This window comes from Treponema sp. OMZ 838, from assembly GCF_000775995.1.
Classification (GTDB): Bacteria; Spirochaetota; Spirochaetia; order Treponematales; family Treponemataceae; genus Treponema.
In genome coordinates, this window is sequence record NZ_CP009227.1 from 581204 (window position 1) to 598090 (window position 16887).

At 45.3% G+C, this 16887-nt stretch carries 12 protein-coding genes; 9 read left to right on the plus strand and 3 right to left on the minus strand.

What is annotated here, in order from left to right:
* Nucleotides 1–45 precede the first annotated feature (45 nt).
* Nucleotides 46–2109, plus strand: coding sequence for an elongation factor G (fusA, locus tag QI63_RS02565; protein WP_044013620.1), 2064 nt, complete (start codon nucleotides 46–48; stop codon nucleotides 2107–2109).
* A gap of 16 nt (nucleotides 2110–2125) precedes the next feature.
* On the opposite strand, the gene QI63_RS02570 is transcribed toward fusA, so the two are convergent.
* Complete coding sequence (locus QI63_RS02570) at nucleotides 2126–3205, minus strand: 6-phosphofructokinase (protein WP_044013622.1); 1080 nt, start codon at nucleotides 3203–3205, stop codon at nucleotides 2126–2128.
* Nucleotides 3206–3380: 175 nt separating this feature from the next.
* On the opposite strand from QI63_RS02570, the gene hisS reads away from it, so the two are divergent.
* The 6 genes from hisS (at nucleotide 3381) to QI63_RS02600 (ending at nucleotide 12374) form a co-directional block, all read left to right on the plus strand.
* Nucleotides 3381–4754 (plus strand): histidine--tRNA ligase, encoded by a 1374-nt coding sequence (gene hisS, locus QI63_RS02575; protein ID WP_044013623.1) that lies wholly within the window; start codon nucleotides 3381–3383, stop codon nucleotides 4752–4754.
* Entirely contained in the window at nucleotides 4751–7156 is a 2406-nt protein-coding gene (locus QI63_RS02580) for a bifunctional cytidylate kinase/30S ribosomal protein S1 (protein ID WP_044013625.1), read from the plus strand. The genes hisS and QI63_RS02580 overlap by 4 nt, the downstream gene beginning before the upstream one ends.
* A gap of 20 nt (nucleotides 7157–7176) precedes the next feature.
* Nucleotides 7177–8661, plus strand: a complete 1485-nt coding sequence (locus tag QI63_RS02585) for a sigma 54-interacting transcriptional regulator (RefSeq protein ID WP_044013627.1) — start codon at nucleotides 7177–7179, stop codon at nucleotides 8659–8661.
* 154 nt (nucleotides 8662–8815) lie between these two features.
* Nucleotides 8816–9487, plus strand: coding sequence for a tetratricopeptide repeat protein (locus QI63_RS02590; RefSeq protein ID WP_044013629.1), 672 nt, complete (start codon nucleotides 8816–8818; stop codon nucleotides 9485–9487).
* A gap of 88 nt (nucleotides 9488–9575) precedes the next feature.
* Nucleotides 9576–10211: a hypothetical protein gene (locus QI63_RS02595; protein WP_235619756.1), complete on the plus strand. Its 636-nt coding sequence runs from the start codon at nucleotides 9576–9578 to the stop codon at nucleotides 10209–10211.
* A gap of 69 nt (nucleotides 10212–10280) precedes the next feature.
* Entirely contained in the window at nucleotides 10281–12374 is a 2094-nt protein-coding gene (locus tag QI63_RS02600; protein ID WP_044013632.1) for a methyl-accepting chemotaxis protein, read from the plus strand.
* 97 nt (nucleotides 12375–12471) lie between these two features.
* Here QI63_RS02600 and QI63_RS02605 read toward each other — a convergent pair whose 3' ends face one another.
* Nucleotides 12472–13329 carry a methyl-accepting chemotaxis protein gene (locus QI63_RS02605; RefSeq protein ID WP_044013633.1) on the minus strand — a complete coding sequence of 286 codons (858 nt, stop codon included), beginning with the start codon at nucleotides 13327–13329 and terminating at the stop codon, nucleotides 12472–12474.
* Nucleotides 13330–13339: 10 nt separating this feature from the next.
* Nucleotides 13340–14113: an oxygen-binding di-iron domain-containing protein gene (locus QI63_RS02610; protein ID WP_044013635.1), complete on the minus strand. Its 774-nt coding sequence runs from the start codon at nucleotides 14111–14113 to the stop codon at nucleotides 13340–13342.
* A 243-nt stretch (nucleotides 14114–14356) separates the two neighbouring features.
* On the opposite strand from QI63_RS02610, the gene QI63_RS02615 reads away from it, so the two are divergent.
* Complete coding sequence (locus QI63_RS02615; protein ID WP_044013637.1) at nucleotides 14357–15892, plus strand: hypothetical protein; 1536 nt, start codon at nucleotides 14357–14359, stop codon at nucleotides 15890–15892.
* A gap of 477 nt (nucleotides 15893–16369) precedes the next feature.
* A complete protein-coding gene (locus QI63_RS02625) occupies nucleotides 16370–16864 on the plus strand; it encodes a hypothetical protein (RefSeq protein ID WP_044013640.1) in 495 nt (164 codons plus the stop codon).
* Nucleotides 16865–16887 lie beyond the last annotated feature (23 nt).

Consider the following 16887-nt stretch of genomic DNA (forward strand, 5'->3'; position numbering starts at 1 on the left):
AAAATAGATTTATCGGCACTTCTCAATAGTAACAAGGAGCAGCGCGTGCTTAACACTATGCGAAATATCGGCATTATGGCGCATATCGATGCCGGAAAAACAACAACAACCGAACGTATTCTTTTTTATACCGGAAAAATTCACCGTATCGGAGAAATTGATGACGGAGCGGCGGCAATGGACTGGATGCAGCAGGAACAAGATCGGGGTATCACCATTCAAAGTGCTGCAACGACAACCTATTGGCGTGATCATCAAATCAATATTATCGACACACCCGGACACGTTGACTTTACCGCCGAGGTAGAACGCTCACTGCGCGTACTCGACGGCGCGGTTGCCGTACTCTGTGCGGTAGGCTGGGTGCAACCGCAGACGGAAACGGTGTGGCGGCAGGCGGATCACTACCACGTACCGCGCATCTGTTTTGTAAACAAGATGGATAGAATCGGCGCCGATTTTTTTGCGGCGATGGAGGATGTCAAAGAGAAATTCGGCTGCACGGTAATGCCGCTTGAAATTCCCATCGGCAGTGCAGAAAGTTTTGAAGGCGTTATCGACCTTATAACAATGGAAGAAATCCGCTGGGATGCGGAAACCGAAGGGGAAAAATTCACCCGCAGCCCGCTTTCCGACCAATACCGTGCGGAGGCGGAAAAATACCGCGAAAAAATGCTGGATGTTGTTTCCGCCTACTCCGATACGGTAACGGAGTTGATGCTTGAAGGAGAACCCATTCCGGCAGACTTGATTAAAAAAGAAATCCGTACCGCGGTACTCAAACGGCAGTATATTCCGTTTTTGTGCGGATCTTCACGGCGCAATACCGGTATTCAGCCGCTCATCGATGCTATCGTAGACTATCTCCCTGCTCCCGATGAAGTTGCACCTGCCGAAGGAATTCAGCTGAAAAAAGAAACGCCTGTTTCCGTTCCCTGCAAAAGCGACGGCGTGCCGCTCGGCTTGGTCTTTAAGATTCAATATGACCGAGAAGCGGGCGCGCTCTGTTATGTCCGCATGTATTCGGGAAAAATAAAGGCAGGCGATCAGGTATATAATGTTGGCAAGAAAAAACGTGAGCGGATCGGCCGTATCCTGCGGATGCACTCCAATAAGTCCGAACCGATGGACAGCGTGGAAGCGGGCGATATTGCCGTATTTGTCGGGCTCAAATTGGCACAAACGGGCGACACACTCGGCAGTGAGGGAATGCCGATACTCCTTGAATCCATGCAGTTCCCCGAACCGGTTATCTCCGTAGCAATCGAACCGAAAAGTCTTTCGGAAAGTGATAAACTCAAAGAAACACTCGCGATTCTATCACGGGAAGATCCTACCTTTATAAGCCGTGAGGATGCGGAAACGGGACAGCTCATTATCTCAGGTATGGGCGAGCTGCATTTGGATGTTCTTACAACCCGTATGCTGCAGGATTTTAAGGTGGAAGCCCGTATCGGCAAGCCGCAGGTAACCTACCGCGAATCCGTTACACAAACGGTAGAACACACCGAGCGGTTCAGCAAGGTGCTCGCCGGCAAAGAACAGACAGCACAGCTCACACTCCGTATCGAACCGCTTGAACGAGGTTCGGGAAACAGCTTTAAGAACACGGTTAAGGTTTCTACGGGAGGCACTCCGCAGGCGCATTCCCTGCCTGAAGATATTGTCGAGGCGGTGGAACACGCGATTCGCGGCGCCTTTAATTCGGGTATTCAATACGGCTATCCGTGCGTAGACATCGGCGTAACCCTCATCGATGCCCAATACGACGAGCTGACTGCGACAACCTTCGCGTTTGAAGCCGCCGCTGCGATGGGCTTTGACGAGGCGTGCCAAAAAGCCGCCCCCGAACTGCTTGAGCCGGTAATGAATGTCGATATCCTCTGTCCTAAGGAATTTGTCGGAGATGCGATGAGTCAGATGACGCAGCGCGGCGGCATGGTACTCGGCATGGATTCAAAGCCGAATATCGATGTTGTTCATGCACAAGCGCCGATGGCGAAACTCTTCGGCTTTTCCACCGATTTACGTTCCGTTACGCAGGGCCGCGCCTCTTTTACGATGAGCTTTAGCCATTTTGAAATTAAAAAAGGCGGTCTCGGCAGCTAATCGCATAGCCGGTAAGTTAACCGGCAAAACAGGTGCCGACATCCCACGCGGCACGAATCATCGGGTGGTCTTCCGGTACTTTTTTAACCTTATCGGCGACCTTACTGAGCGGTACGGCAGTGATAACACCCTGTTGCAGAGCTGTCATAACCCCGTATCGTTCCTCCGCGGCGAACTCGGCAGCAGCAGCGCCGAAGCGCGTCGCCAATATACGGTCATAACCTGAAGGAGTACCGCCGCGCTGTAAATAGCCGAGCACCGTCACCCGTGCATCGGCGCCGGTAGCCGCTTCTATCTCCCCTGCAACCCGATAGCCGATTGAACCGACCATAGATTTACGCGCTTCCTTTAAAGCTTTTTTGTTCATATCCTTTTCGCTAAACGATACGGCGCCTTCAGCGACTGCAACAACTGAAAAGTTTTTTCCTTTTCTACGGCGTTCCTGTAAGTGCTCGGCTATTGCTTCAATCCGATAGGGGATTTCCGGGATGATAATGACATCGCTGCCGCCGGCAATACCCGCGTAGAGCGCAAGCCATCCCGCCTTATGCCCCATAATTTCTATCACCATAATACGGTTATGACTTGCCGCCGTCGTATGCAGCCGGTCGATCGCATCCGTTGCAATATCAAGCGCGGTGTGGAAGCCGAAGCTCATATCATTATGCACAATATCGTTGTCGATGGTTTTCGGAATACCGATGATGTTCAGCCCTTCATCTACGAGCATATCGGCAGTAGTCTGCGACCCATTACCGCCAAGAACGGCAAGACAGTCTAAACGTAAGTCTTTGTAGTTTTTTTTGATACAGTCCACCGCCCCGCTGCCGTCCGCATTACGCCAGCCGCGGTCTTTAAACGGTTTTTCACGGGAAGCACCCAAGATCGTCCCCCCGCGCGCGAGGATGCCGGAAAGATCTTGCTCCGTCAATATATGGTACTTATTTTCGATGAGTCCGCGGTATCCTTGCTCAATACCGACCACTTCCATTCCGTAACGGTTCATCGCTGTCCGAGCTAAAGCTCTGATAGCAGCGTTTAATCCGGGAGCATCGCCCCCCGATGTTAAAATGCCGAGGCGTTTATGTGTAGTCATATAAAGAGAATACCCTGCTTTCCCCGCTTATGCAAGCGAAAAAATCCGGGCAAACGCATCAGATTGTTTTTTAACAGCCCCGCAGAATAATTGGGGCTGCTCAACCTTTCCTTTTGAAAACAGGCGGTGTGGAATTACACTGGTAACAAACGGAAAGTTTCAGTATACTGAAAAAATGAGTGAATTGATACAACCGAAAGTTCTTAAAGGGTTTAGAGATTTTTTGCCGCGCGATGAAATACGGCGGGCTCTTTTAATCGAAACCGTTACTAATGTATTTAGAAATGCAGGGTTTGTGCCCATCGACACCCCTGCTTTGGAATATTCCGAAGTGCTATTGCGCAAAAGCAATGGGGAAACCGAAAAGCAAGTATTCCGTTTTAACGATAACGGCGGCCGGGACATTGCGCTTCGTTTTGACCTGACCGTTCCCTTTGCCCGCTTTATTGCGGAGCACTACAGCGAATTATATTTTCCGTTTAAGCGATATCATATTGCAAAAGTCTGGCGCGGCGAAAAACCGCAGGCGGGGCGTTACCGCGAATTTATTCAATGTGATTTTGACAGCGTCGGTTCGGACTGTGCCTATACCGATTTTGAGATCCTAAAAGTTATGTATAGTGCTCTCAAAGCGCTCGGCGTTACAAACTTCCGTATTCATATTTCGCACCGCGGCATATTCAATCGGTTTTTGGACAGGCTGGATCTAAAGGATAAAAGCGAAGACATTCTCCGCATTGTCGATAAATTGGCAAAAATCGGCAAAGAGGAGGTAATCGAACAACTCGCGGAAATTGCCGGAGCTGAAAAGGCTGAAAAAATCGTGCAATACAGCAGCGGCCTTTCAGCAGGCAGCGATTTTGAAACAATCCTTGCGCACATAGAAGCGCTTGCAGGAGGCGCCGCCCCCGATACTGGCCGGTTGCGGGACGTATATCAGCTCCTATACGACGCAGGTATCGCGGACAGCTTCATACTTGACCCCTCCATTACACGCGGTCTTGACTACTACACCGGCATTGTGTACGAAACCTTTTTAACCGACCTTCCGCAGCTCGGCTCGGTTTGTTCCGGCGGCCGCTACGACAATTTAACGGGACTCTACATGAAGGATACGGTGAGCGGGGTCGGCGCTTCGATCGGACTTGACCGTCTCCTCGCAGGATTGGAGCAGCTCGGTATCGGATCCAAAGAGGCCGGTTTTATCGACGCAATCGTATTTTACGAGAAAGGTAACGCCATCCGCCTGAACAGTGCAGCGGCGACTTATCTGGAACAATGCGGCTGCCGTGTAGAAGTATTCCCCGAACCTAAGAAGATACAGCAGCAGTACGGCTATGCCGAAAAGAAAGGCATCGACTGGGGGCTTTTTATCGAGCCGCTGCCGGAAGGTTCCGATAGCAACAGCGAACCGAACAATCTCTCCGTTTCTCCGGCATCGCAGAACTGTGCCGAAATGTCGGTGCGCCTTAAACACCTGCCGACCCGGACGGAAACCACCCTATTATTAAAAGATGTTCCGGCAGCTCTGAAAGGCGGTAAACAATGATTATTGCGATAGACGGCCCGGCAGGTTCGGGCAAAAGTACCGTTGCAAAAATGATCGCGGCGGATTTGGGCTTCACCTTTATGAACACCGGCAGCTTTTACCGTGCGCTCACCCTCGCAGTTCTGCGGTCATTAGGCGGGGATGAAAGCGGCGCCGGCGCAGAAAAACCGGATTTGGAAAACGAAGTAAAGTGGACGGATTTCGCAAAAACCGTATCGCTTGAATACAAGCAGGACGGAATGTATTTAGACGGATCCTGTGTGGAAGCATATCTCCGCAGCGATGCCGTGGAATCGGTTGTTGCAGCTCTCTCCGCGATTGTGCCAATTCGGCATCTCATCAATAAAAAAATCCGTGCTGCGGCGGCAAAACTGAACATCGTCTGCGAAGGTAGAGATATGACCACCGTGGTATTTCCCGATGCCGAATGCAAGGTCTACCTCGATGCTTCCGCCGAGGCACGGGCACGGCGCCGCTTTGAACAAGGTACCAGCAATCTTTCGGAAGCCGAAATACGGAAAAGTATTGAAGAACGGGATGCTATCGACCGGAATAAAAAAGAAGGCAGTCTAAAAATTGCTGAAGATGCTTTCTATTTAGATACATCGGACTTGACCATAATGCAGGTTTGTGAGAAAATAAAAGACAAAATACACGATAAAGGGTTATTTATGGAACAAAAGGAAGTGGCAATGGATGCAGTTACAAATTCCGATCAGAGCATCCAAACACAATTACCAGAGGAGTATTTAAATTTTGAATCTCCTGAAGTCGGAACATTAAAAGAAGGCCGTATTATCGCGATAACTGATGATTCGGTTTTTATTGACGTTGGCGGTAAATCGGAAGGACGCGTCGCACGCGAAGAATTTACCGAAGAGCCCAAGATCGGCGATACCGTACAGGTATACATTGAAAAGACCGAGGCAACTGACGGTAAGCTGATTATTTCCAAAGAAAAAGCAGACCGTAACATTTTACGCAAAGAGTTGCAAAATGCATATCGGAATAAAACTCCGGTAACAGGCGTCATCAAAAAGCTTGTAAACAAAAGCGGATATGATGTCGATCTCGGTGCAAATATGATTGCATTCTTACCGATCAGTCAAGCTGCTGCGCAGAAAGTAGACAAGCCTGAATCCCTGTTAGGCGAAAAGGGATCTTTCTATATTGAAAAGATGGTCTTTGACCGCAAGGGAAACAGAGATAATATTGTAGTTAATAGAAGAAAATATCTTGAAGATACGCTGGAAAAAAACCGCGAGGCATTTTTTGAAAATACCAATATCGGTGACGTTGTAAAAGGTACCGTAAAAAGCTTTACCAGCTTCGGAGCATTTATCGATCTCGGCGGTTTTGACGGTTTGCTCCATATCAACGATATGAGCTGGGGCCATGTTACCCGTCCGAAGGATTTCGTTAAAAAAGGTCAAGAAATCGATCTAAAAGTTATCAGACTTGATCCGGCTGAAAAGCGCATCAATCTTTCATTAAAGCATTTTACACCTGATCCATGGCTTGAATTTGAAGATAAATTCCAAGTAAACGATATCGTAAAAGGTCATGTTACAAAGATTACCGATTTCGGCGCCTTTGTAGAATTATCCGAAGGTATCGAAGGTCTTGTACACATCAGCGAATTCAGCTGGGTGAAAAAGGTGAGCAAGCCGAGCGATATGGTTAAAATCGGCGATGAAGTCGAATGCATGATCCTCGGCTACGATATTCAAGCTGGACGGGTCTCGCTCGGCTTAAAACAGGTAACGGCAAATCCGTGGGACAATATCGGCGAACGGTATCCTGTGGGCACCCGCTTAACCCGTAAAGTAGTTAAACTGACCAACGCCGGTGCGTTTATCGAGCTTGAAGAAGGAATCGACGGATTCTTGCATGTCGATGATCTTTCGTGGACAAAACGGGTACGCCACCCGAACAGCGAGCTTGAAGCAGGTCAAGAGCTTGAAGTAATCGTTATCGAATGCAATCCGGCAGAACACCGCGTTCGCCTCGGCGTAAAGCAGTTGAGCGATGATCCGTGGAAGACCTTTGCGGAAGCATATAAGCCTGGTTCAACCGTTGAAGGCGAAGTTACCTCGGTAACGGACTTTGGTATATTCGTAAAAGTGCCCGGTGATATCGAAGGCCTTATTCACAAGCAAAATCTTGTAGAAAACCGCGAAGATAATCCCGACGAAGTATTAAAGAAATACGCTGTCGGCGATAAAGTAAAAGCAGCTGTTCTTGACGTTAACGTTAAGGATAAGAAAACGGCTTTCTCAATTCGCGACTATAAGAAGCGCCTTCAACAAGAAGAACTCTCACGCTATATGTCCACCAAACAGGAAGACGGTGAGGGAGCCTTTACGTTGGGCGATCTTATGAAGAATAAAGCATCGGAATAGTTTTGCTGTGAGAGCAGCGTATGTATATTTCAGGCCGTATTTTACCCGAAAGATTAGCTGCTCTCATCAACACCCCCTTATTCACCCGCGGAGCTTCGGCTTCGGGTGATACCTTGCTCGAAATAATTCTCCGTTCGAGTATGCAAGCAGTGGATAGTACCGCTGCTTCTCTTTTTTTAGCGGATGAAACGTTAGAAAAAGCCCAAACGGTTGCATATATATGCGATGATACCTTTTATCGCTTTAACGCAAAAAAAGAATTATCGGCAGCAGCGGCGTGGGTGTTACGGCAAAACGAACCGCTAAGAATGAATACACCCGATGCGGAAAGCCGTTTTACCTCCAACGGTATGGACGGAACTTCTTGTTCAACATCGGGGTTTATCGCAGTACCGCTGTGTGTGGAGGATTCACGTATCGGTGTCCTTCAAGCAGTGGGGAAAAAAGACGGAGGGAATTTTTCAGAGTCCGATCTTTCGTTATTGAGCCTTGCAGCCGGATACGCTGCACCGCTTTATCGTACTTCATGCGCATATCAGGTTTATGCGGATGCTGTAAAGCAAAGGGAGCAAAGAACAGACTATATAACGGAAGAAACACCTTTTATAGCGTCCAGTCCGGTAATGCGGGAGAAATTTGAACTCTGTAAACAGCTTGCATTCTCCGATATACCGGTACTCATTATAGGTGAAAACGGGGTAGGAAAAGCATCGGTTGCAAAGCAGCTGCATATTCACAGCCGCCGTGCGGATCATCCCTTTATTCGTGTGAACTGTACCGAACCGGCAGAACAGCTGCTTGCGCACCACTTATTCGGCGGTGCTGCAGACGGTACGTCCGTTACCGATGCCTCCGATAAAAGCTGTTTTCAACAAGCCGAAGGCGGTACCTTATTCCTTGATGAGGCGGCAGCCATTCCGCTTTCACTGCAGAAAAGGCTTTTAGACAGGATTTTACAGCTTGAACAAAGCGGCCGGAACATACGGTTGATAGCTTCAACCTCCCGCGACCTTGAACGCTTAACTCGCGAAGGAGACTTTCTGTCGGAACTGTACGGCAAATTAAACGTACTGCCGCTGTACATACCGCCGTTACGGCAACGCAAAGAAGACATCGAAGCGCTTGCACAGTTTTTTTTGCGTCAGGCAGCACAGGAAATGCGGAAACCCTTTGCCGGTTTTTCGGCGGATGCTCAAGAGGCGTTACTGCAAGCGGAATGGAAGGAAAATATACGGGAACTAAAAAACAGCGTAGAATACGGATGCTTAAACGGATGTCCGCCGCTCGTTACCGCTGAATATTTATTTCCCCCTTCTGCGGCTGCGGTACTAACCGGAGAGACCGGTGGACTTAAAACCGTGACAGACGTATTTAAACGGACATATATCCGAACAGTACTGGAGAAAACCGGCGGCAATCAAACGGCAGCAGCTTCGATACTGAAAATTCAAAGGACATATCTTTCACGGTTGATGAAAGAGCTAAACATAAAGGAGAACCTCTAAAAACTTCAGTTTTTTAGAGGTTTACCTTAGATTTATTTTGCGATGTTTCAATTTAAGTCATTACAGTAAAAAGACTTAAATTGAAACTCGTCGGGCATCTCTAAAAATCTAACCAAGTTTTTAGAGATGCCCAAAGGATTAACGGGAGACCTATATGGCAGAACAAAACGACCAGACGCTTTCTTTTTCGGAACGCTGCGGACAATTTTTAACTCAGAATCGGAAACCGATTGTCATTATACTGGGAGCAATCTGTGCGGTTGCGGCAATCGCTTTGATTGCATCATCACTCACTACACGCGCGGCGAAAAAGGCATCCGTAGAAACGGAGACAATAATCTCCGAATGGACGGATTTACGGGATAAAAACGCCGAAGATATGACGGCTAAAGAAGATGCACTTGCCGAAAAACTTGAAAAGCAAGCCGCAGCAAACGGCCACTCATACTCCGCATTTAGAGCCTACACAACCCTCGGCGAAATCTACGTACTGCGCAAGGATTGGGAAAAAGCACTCGCCTCTTACCAAAAGGCAGGAGAGGCTCTTCCGAAAGCGTATACTGCCGGTATCGCCTATTTTAATGCAGCAGTCTGCGCCGATGAATTGCAGCAGCATGATAAAGCTTTGGAACTGTATACCTTGTCGGCAGCCTCAGACGACTTTCCGCTGAAGCCGCGAGCATTGTTTAACATCGGACGGCTTGAAGAAACCCTCGCTCATCCGGACAAAGCGATTGAAGCATATACCAAACTTACGGAATCATATCCCGATAATGATTGGACACTGCTTGCAAAATCGCGGATTATTGCACTTTCCATCAATTAGCGGGAAAACACTATAAGGGGCTATGCAGCTGTTGCGGCTTTTATACCAACGATATACTTTTCTTTTTTGTTGTCTCTGCAGTCTGTTTATGACAACCTGCGGTATTCCGAACTTGACCTATCTTGAAAAGCCGCATTCAGTACGTGAGAACAGTAATAGTGAAGATTTAAGTCAGCGGTACTGTCAATTCAAGACCGCTGATACGGCAAATAGTGCTGTGACAGGCTTTCAAGGAACCGAAATTTACTATCGAATCTATGCACGGAAGGATGACTGCGAAAACGACCGCAGTCAAATCGACAAGTATAATGATGATAACCCGTTCGAAGCGGCAAGGTATTTGGAAGAAACAAAGAAATACTATCGCTTAGAGACAAATCTGATATCAACACGTCCATTGATTGATAAACATTCTGCAGATGTTACTGTCCGCTTCCGCTTACAAGACTACGGTTCATCTCCTAGCGATCCAGCAAAGCTTATTGTAAACTCAGTTCAAAAAGGAATCCCACAGAGAAATACTAGAATCTCTCCTACCAGACGTGCATTTAATAAAGACAATATCGCCGTAGGCGATAACGATGTACAGGCCGCCAGCTCGAGCGGAACGGAAATATACTGGTGCGTGAACTTTTATGCTGTCAGCTATGGATACACACCAGCACTTACTCCGCTCTACAGTGAATTAAAATCCCTCGGATATATTTTAATAGAAAAAAATTAGTAAAACACTCAATAAGCGGCTCTATTTTAACGATATATAAAATATACGATTAAAGTAGAAGGGATAGTTATGCTCAAAAGATTTCCGCTCAAAGCACGTTTATCAATTACTTTCGGTTTATTATTTGCCGTTTCAATGACAGTCATTAATGTTATTTCTATCAGCAGCTCCCGTCTCGCACTTATGCAGCAAGCGGCATCGCATCTAGTAACAGTAGCACAAAATCAAGCGGCAATATTTGAGCAAACATATATTGAAAAATTTAGAACACAAATGGAAACATTAGCACGAGGTTCCATAATTTCAAATACAGATATTCCTCTGTCTGAAAAAATAGAAATTTTAAAAAATGAGGCGGAAATAGCGAAGAAAGACGGATGCTTACGTATGCTCGTAACCGACACCCAAGGAAATGCGTATAGGACAGATGGTACAATGGCGAACGTTAAAAGCCTTGAATGGTTCCAAAAGAGCATACAAGGGGAATTTTTCATTAGTACGCCGTACTCTTCCTTTAAAGACGGCTCGTTGGTCTGTACGGTAGCAGCGCCCATCTACGGAAAACACAAAACGATCATAGGCACAATCGCAACCGTATATGACGGCTTAAAAATATATGAAACAATACGGAATGTAAAAATCGGAGAAACCGGCGAGGTTTATATCCTTGATAAAGACGGCACTACTGTTGCCGACCATGACCTCGAGCTCATTTATTCGCAAGAAAATTCCTACGTAAAATCTCAATCGGATAAAAGCCTTGAAAGTGTCGGAAATTTTGAACATACCGCCGTTCAATCGGCAACTTCCGGTTCCGGCTCTTATGAATATAAAGGCGCGGTAAAAGATGCTGCATACGCAAAGATCCCGACAACGGGCTGGACACTTATTGCAACGGATTATCGTCAAAAATACATGGGCGCCATTAGACTTATCATTATTATCGATACGATACTGGTCATCTTGGTGGTTTGTATTATTTATGCAGTCTCACTCGGACTTTCACGATCGCTGCAGAAGACAGCGGATGCGCTCAAAGAAATAGCACAGGGAACGGGAGACTTAACGGTCTCGCTGCCTGTTAAGGGAAAAGACGAGCTTACCGATATAGCACAGTACTTTAACGAAACAATCGGAAAGATAGCCGGAGCTATCCGTTCCATAGAAGCAAATACAGCTGATATGGAGGTCACGGGTACCAATCTTGCAGATAATATGCTTGAAACCGCAAGTGCAATACGGCAAATTACGGCAACAACAGAAACGGTAAAAGAGAAGATGATCAACCAAGCGGCAAGTGTTACCGAAACGGCGGCAACCGTTGAAGAGATTATCAGAACAATCAAGCAATTGAATAGCAGCATCGAAACGCAAGCAGGCAGCGTCGCACAATCTTCGTCTTCAATAGAGCAGATGGTTGCAAATATTGCTTCGATCGGGCAAACACTCGGAAAAACCGATCAAATTATTAAAAACTTTGTTTCCGCCACGGGGGACGGAAAGGCAGCCTTGGTAACTTCCAATACGGTAACACAGAAGATTTCCGAAGAATCCGGTTCTTTAATGGAAGCCTCTAACGTTATTCAGCATATCGCCTCGCAAACCAACCTGCTTGCAATGAACGCAGCTATCGAGGCGGCTCATGCTGGAGAAGCAGGAAAAGGCTTTGCCGTTGTCGCCGATGAAATCCGTAAACTTTCCGAAGACTCTGCAATACAAGGAAAGACAATTACGGTAACGCTTAAATCTTTAACTGCGGAAATTGAAACACTGTCAGCTTCATCTAAAATCGTAGAAGAAAAATTCAACTTAATTTTTGGATTGGCGGAACAAGTAAAATCAATGAGTGATCTTTTAACCGCTGCAATAAGAGAACAGGAACACGGCAGCAAAGAGATATTATCGGCTATTAAAAACATCAATACCGTAACAATGGAAGTGCAATCCGGCTCTGAAGAAATGTTGAAAGGCGGAGAAGGTGCAGCACACGAAATGCATACACTTGACGAATTAACGCGCACTATCACCGACAGCATGAACGAGATGGCATCGGGCGCCATACAGATCAATAATGCCGTACAAGAAGTCAATATGATGACGCAGAAGAACCGAGAAAGTATCGAAAAACTGGCAAATGAAGTGGGAAAATTTAAGATCAATTAGGGGTTTAACCTAAGAATCCGCCGTGGCTCAAAAGTGTAGTTCTGAAAACATTTTTGGACGAGGACGGCAATGGTTTAGAACCGCAACAACGTTTCCTCTATTCTTTTTTCTGCAATAAGGTACCCAAATGCTGGTGGCTGGTCTGTACTACTTCCAATACGGCGCTTGTCTCTTTTAAGAATGCTTCAATATCTTTAAGCGAGCTAAAACCGCCGTGGATAGTAGTATCCTGCTCTTTAATCGAAGAGGATATTTCTGCCAACGCAAGACCGGCTGCATCCAAAGTCTCTGAATTTTTATCATAGGTGGAAAGAATACCGGTGAATGATTCTTGAAACTTTGAAAAGAGTGAAATAAAAAGGGTCATACTTTCACTGATGCTTTTTACCGATGACTGTAACTCAGCCATTTTTGTCTCAATCATTTTAGCAAAGGTGCCGGTTTTGGTAGAAAGGTTTCGTACCTCATTTGCAATAATTCTAAAACCGTCGCCCGCCTTGCCTGCATGAGCGGCTTCAATTGAAGCATTAATAGCCAAAATACCGGTTTTTATCGAAATGTTTTGGATATCTGAGACCATCGCTTTAACTTCACCGGTGTGTTCTTTGAGCGTTTCAAATGAGGCTGCTGTGGTTCGTGCAGTGGCTGCCGCTTCATCGATTTCACCAAGCCGATTATGGATTTCTTTTTGCAGTGTTTTTCGTCCGCTAAGCACCGCATCTAATAAATCATCTACATGGTTCGCATTCGCAGCGGAAGAGCTACTCTCTTTTTGGATTTCTTCAAATACTGAAAGGATTGTTTCAAACCGTTGCTCCAGCTGCTCCATGGAGCTATTGATAATTTGAAACGAATGTCGCGTTACATAGTCTAATACAACGCCTTTATTGTACTTAACAACAATTTTATCTACTAAATCGGCAAAATTCTGCAGAGCTGCTTGTTCATCTACCATATATTATTCCCTAAAATAACCTATCAAGATAATCGACTCCGCATTGCAAATGAGAAAGCCAATTTAAGAAGAGCTCTACCTTGTCGTCTGTATAAATAGCCCCGTGCTGCGGCGCAATAATGACAGGATTTAATAGCCGTACAGCTTCAACCCAGCGCTTGACAATCTTATTGGCTGCCATATATCGGACATGGAACGGTTCGATCAACGGGATATGCTTTTGGAAATCATCGATAAAGAGCGTTTCATCTTCCTCTTTCTCAAACACCGCAGCACCGATATCGCCGCTGAACAAAATACGGGAACATTCGTCAAAGAGTGAAAACTGCCCCGGAGAATGCATAAAGTGGGAGGGAATATAACGTATTTTGTTGCCGGAAGGTAAAGAAACGCTCATCCCTTTATCGGGGATACCGGTCATACGTGAAACGTCAACAATACCGAAGTGAGGCATAAAACGGAGCCAAAGAGAAGAAATATAAATCTGTGCCTGTGTAACACCAAGCCACAGAGCGATGCCCGAAGATACATCGGGATCTTGATGAGAGAAAAAGATGATGTCTATTTTATCTACTGATATAAATCTACTGACGGCGGTTACTACCTGTGAAAAAAGATGTACCCCGCCCGGATCCAGCAGAATACCGCGGCCGTTATCAATGATGAGATACTGCATGGTCTGTACGGCACCCTTCCGGTATTTTGTTTCGCCGCCCAGCCAGATAAATTTATGATTTTCATCTTCGTAAAGGATCTTACCTTGTATATTTGTATCGCGTGTCATTATTTTTCTATCACCTCGTATTCAAAGACTGTATTTAGGGCATCTCTAAAAAACCGAGTTTTTTAGAGGTTCCCCTTAACAATATACAAACGCAGTATACCGATAAATTAGGCGATAGACAAGCACACGCAGCATTTAAAGTCTGTACTCTCTTTTAAAAGATGCTGACAAATATCAAAAAAAAGTATATAGTACGGTTGGATTTCGAGCAAAAAAGCCCGTTTCTGCAAAGGAGTATATAATATGAAATACGTCAAATTATGTGTCTTTACCCTTATGATGCTTATTTTTACGGTATCATGCGGTAATAAAGATACAAAGAATATCATAAGCATTAAAAAGGCATCGACCGAAAAGCTTATCAGTGCATTCGAAAAATTTGAAAATAATTTTATGCTGCGCAGTGATGTTTTTGATAACGGCTCTGCAAAAGCAGAATTTTTCCTTACCGACTATGATCTGCAAGGGCCTAAAGCGCAAGGCATATTACAAACAAAAACGATTGCCGATACGATGATCGCAAATAAAATCGGTATAACAGGGCTTTGGGTCAACGATAAAAAGGCTAAGGCATTTAAGTATTCGTATGCATTGAATAATATTTTAATAAACGAAGAGAAAACCGACCTGATAAATATTATTATCGGGCAAAAAAATATTGAAGCGGCGAGTCCTTCGATATTCAATAAAACATTTTCCATTCCTGCACAAGACCTCGGGAAAGCCCTTGCGCTTATCGACTCTAAGGAATTTCCCACAAATCTCAATATCGATTTAACCTACAATACATTGAGAACACTGAGTTCCATCCGTCCGAATAAAGCCTCGCAAAAACGCTATGATAAAGCGCAAGATATTCTCTATAAGAACGCAGTTATCACACGGAACGGTGATACGTATTCCATCGTATTCAATAATGATGATGTCATTAAATTTATCCCTGCGCTGATAGATGCGGTAAAAAACGATAACCGTTTAACATTCCTCTGGAAGTTTTATGAAAAACTCTTAGAAAAAGAATTTAAAGAGATTGAAGAAAAATTTAATACGGAAATAAAAGATAACATAAAAGACTGTACCTTTACGGAAGAGCTGACCGTTAAAGATAACCTTGCCGCAAAAGCTCAGTATACGGTTGCTGTCAGCGGAAAAGAGATAGTTACATTCGGCTGCGGCATCAAAAATTATGAAAACCCGATCGACGGCATGACATACACGCTCAATATTACAGGGGCTAATACCGCAGATAAAGACTCGAAGGTGGGAGGTATAGTATCTTGTGTGTTCGCTTCTAAGGGCTCTGTAACCGACACGACAGCCGATATCGATTGTTCCGTCTCCGTATCGTTTACGGATAATCCCGATACTCCGCTGCTTCCGGTATTCGATATGCATGGTTCATTTTATGCCGATACCGCAAAACAGAGCGACAACTTTAAAATCAGTACGGACATGGATATAACACCCTCGCGTAATGACAACATGAACGAAAGCATAGCGGCCTCAATGCAGGCATTAGGCAGTGTTGTAAAAGAACCGGATATGATTACATATAACATCGATACCATCAACATTGAGATGGAGGAACTCGAGAAGGAAAAGCATACTCTTAAGCTCGGAACCGATGCATCGGTTATATTCAGCAAAAACATCCTTGAGGATATTGTGATGCCCAAAGAAACGGTCAATGTTCTCGAAACAAAAGTCAATGAGTGGCAAACCATTCAAGACGAAATTACCGCAAACTTGAAAGCACTTTCAACTTTGCTAAATCTATAAAACAAAACACACCTCATACCGCATGCACGAAATTTTCCTCAAAATTTCGTGCATTTTTTTTCTTCTATAAAGAAAGCGGGGAATATTCATAAAACGTCTGATGCGTTTCCTTCCTTCTGCGTGAAATTTTATCCAAAATTTCACGCACTTTATTCTAAAAGAGGCAAACGCATCAGATGAATAAATTAAATTCCGCAACATAGAAGTTACAGCTTTGGCAAAAACCTTTCCGTTAGCCTTTTGAAAATAGGGGTGCCGGATACAAGGCGCAGAGTGAATAACACCCGCAGGCGTGCTTTTTGCACGTCGAGGACTGTTATTCACTCTGCAACGCTGTAGACGGTATGCATATTTTCAAAAGGAAAGGTTGAATAGCCCTTTTATTCTGCGGGCAATGCACCAAGAAATCTGATGCGTTTCCCGATTTTCCTCAAGGTTTTCCGCTAAATTCCGACACTGTAGCAGAAGGGGTATAAAATGGACAAAATATCGGCTGCAGAGAAAATCGAACAGGTCTTGCAGCAGCAAATTACCGTGATGAAAGAAGTATATGCATATCAAAAAGAGCTTTCGGACTCCGTGCGCAACCGTTCATGGGAGGGGATTGAACGCTGCGTACTGAAAAGTACGGAGGCTTCCAATGAGTTTTTACGGCTCGATAAGCAGTGCTTTTTGCTTCTCAATCAGCTTGATCCGTATAACGACGATGTACGCGATTTTTACGGCTACATTGCATTGCTGCCTGTGGAAAGTCAAAAAAAGCTCAGTTATTTATACCGTAACCTGCAACAGCAGGTGCAGCTCTCAAAAACTGCAAACGATACGCTTGATGCCTACGTTACGCATGTACAGACGTTGGTACAAGATATGATGGATGCCGCGGCAATCGGTACAAGAACGTCATTTTATACCCGCACCGGTGCACCGAGCCAATCGAATTACAGCAGTTTGGTTATCGATACGGTATTTTAACGGATAGTATTCAAGGAGGAAGG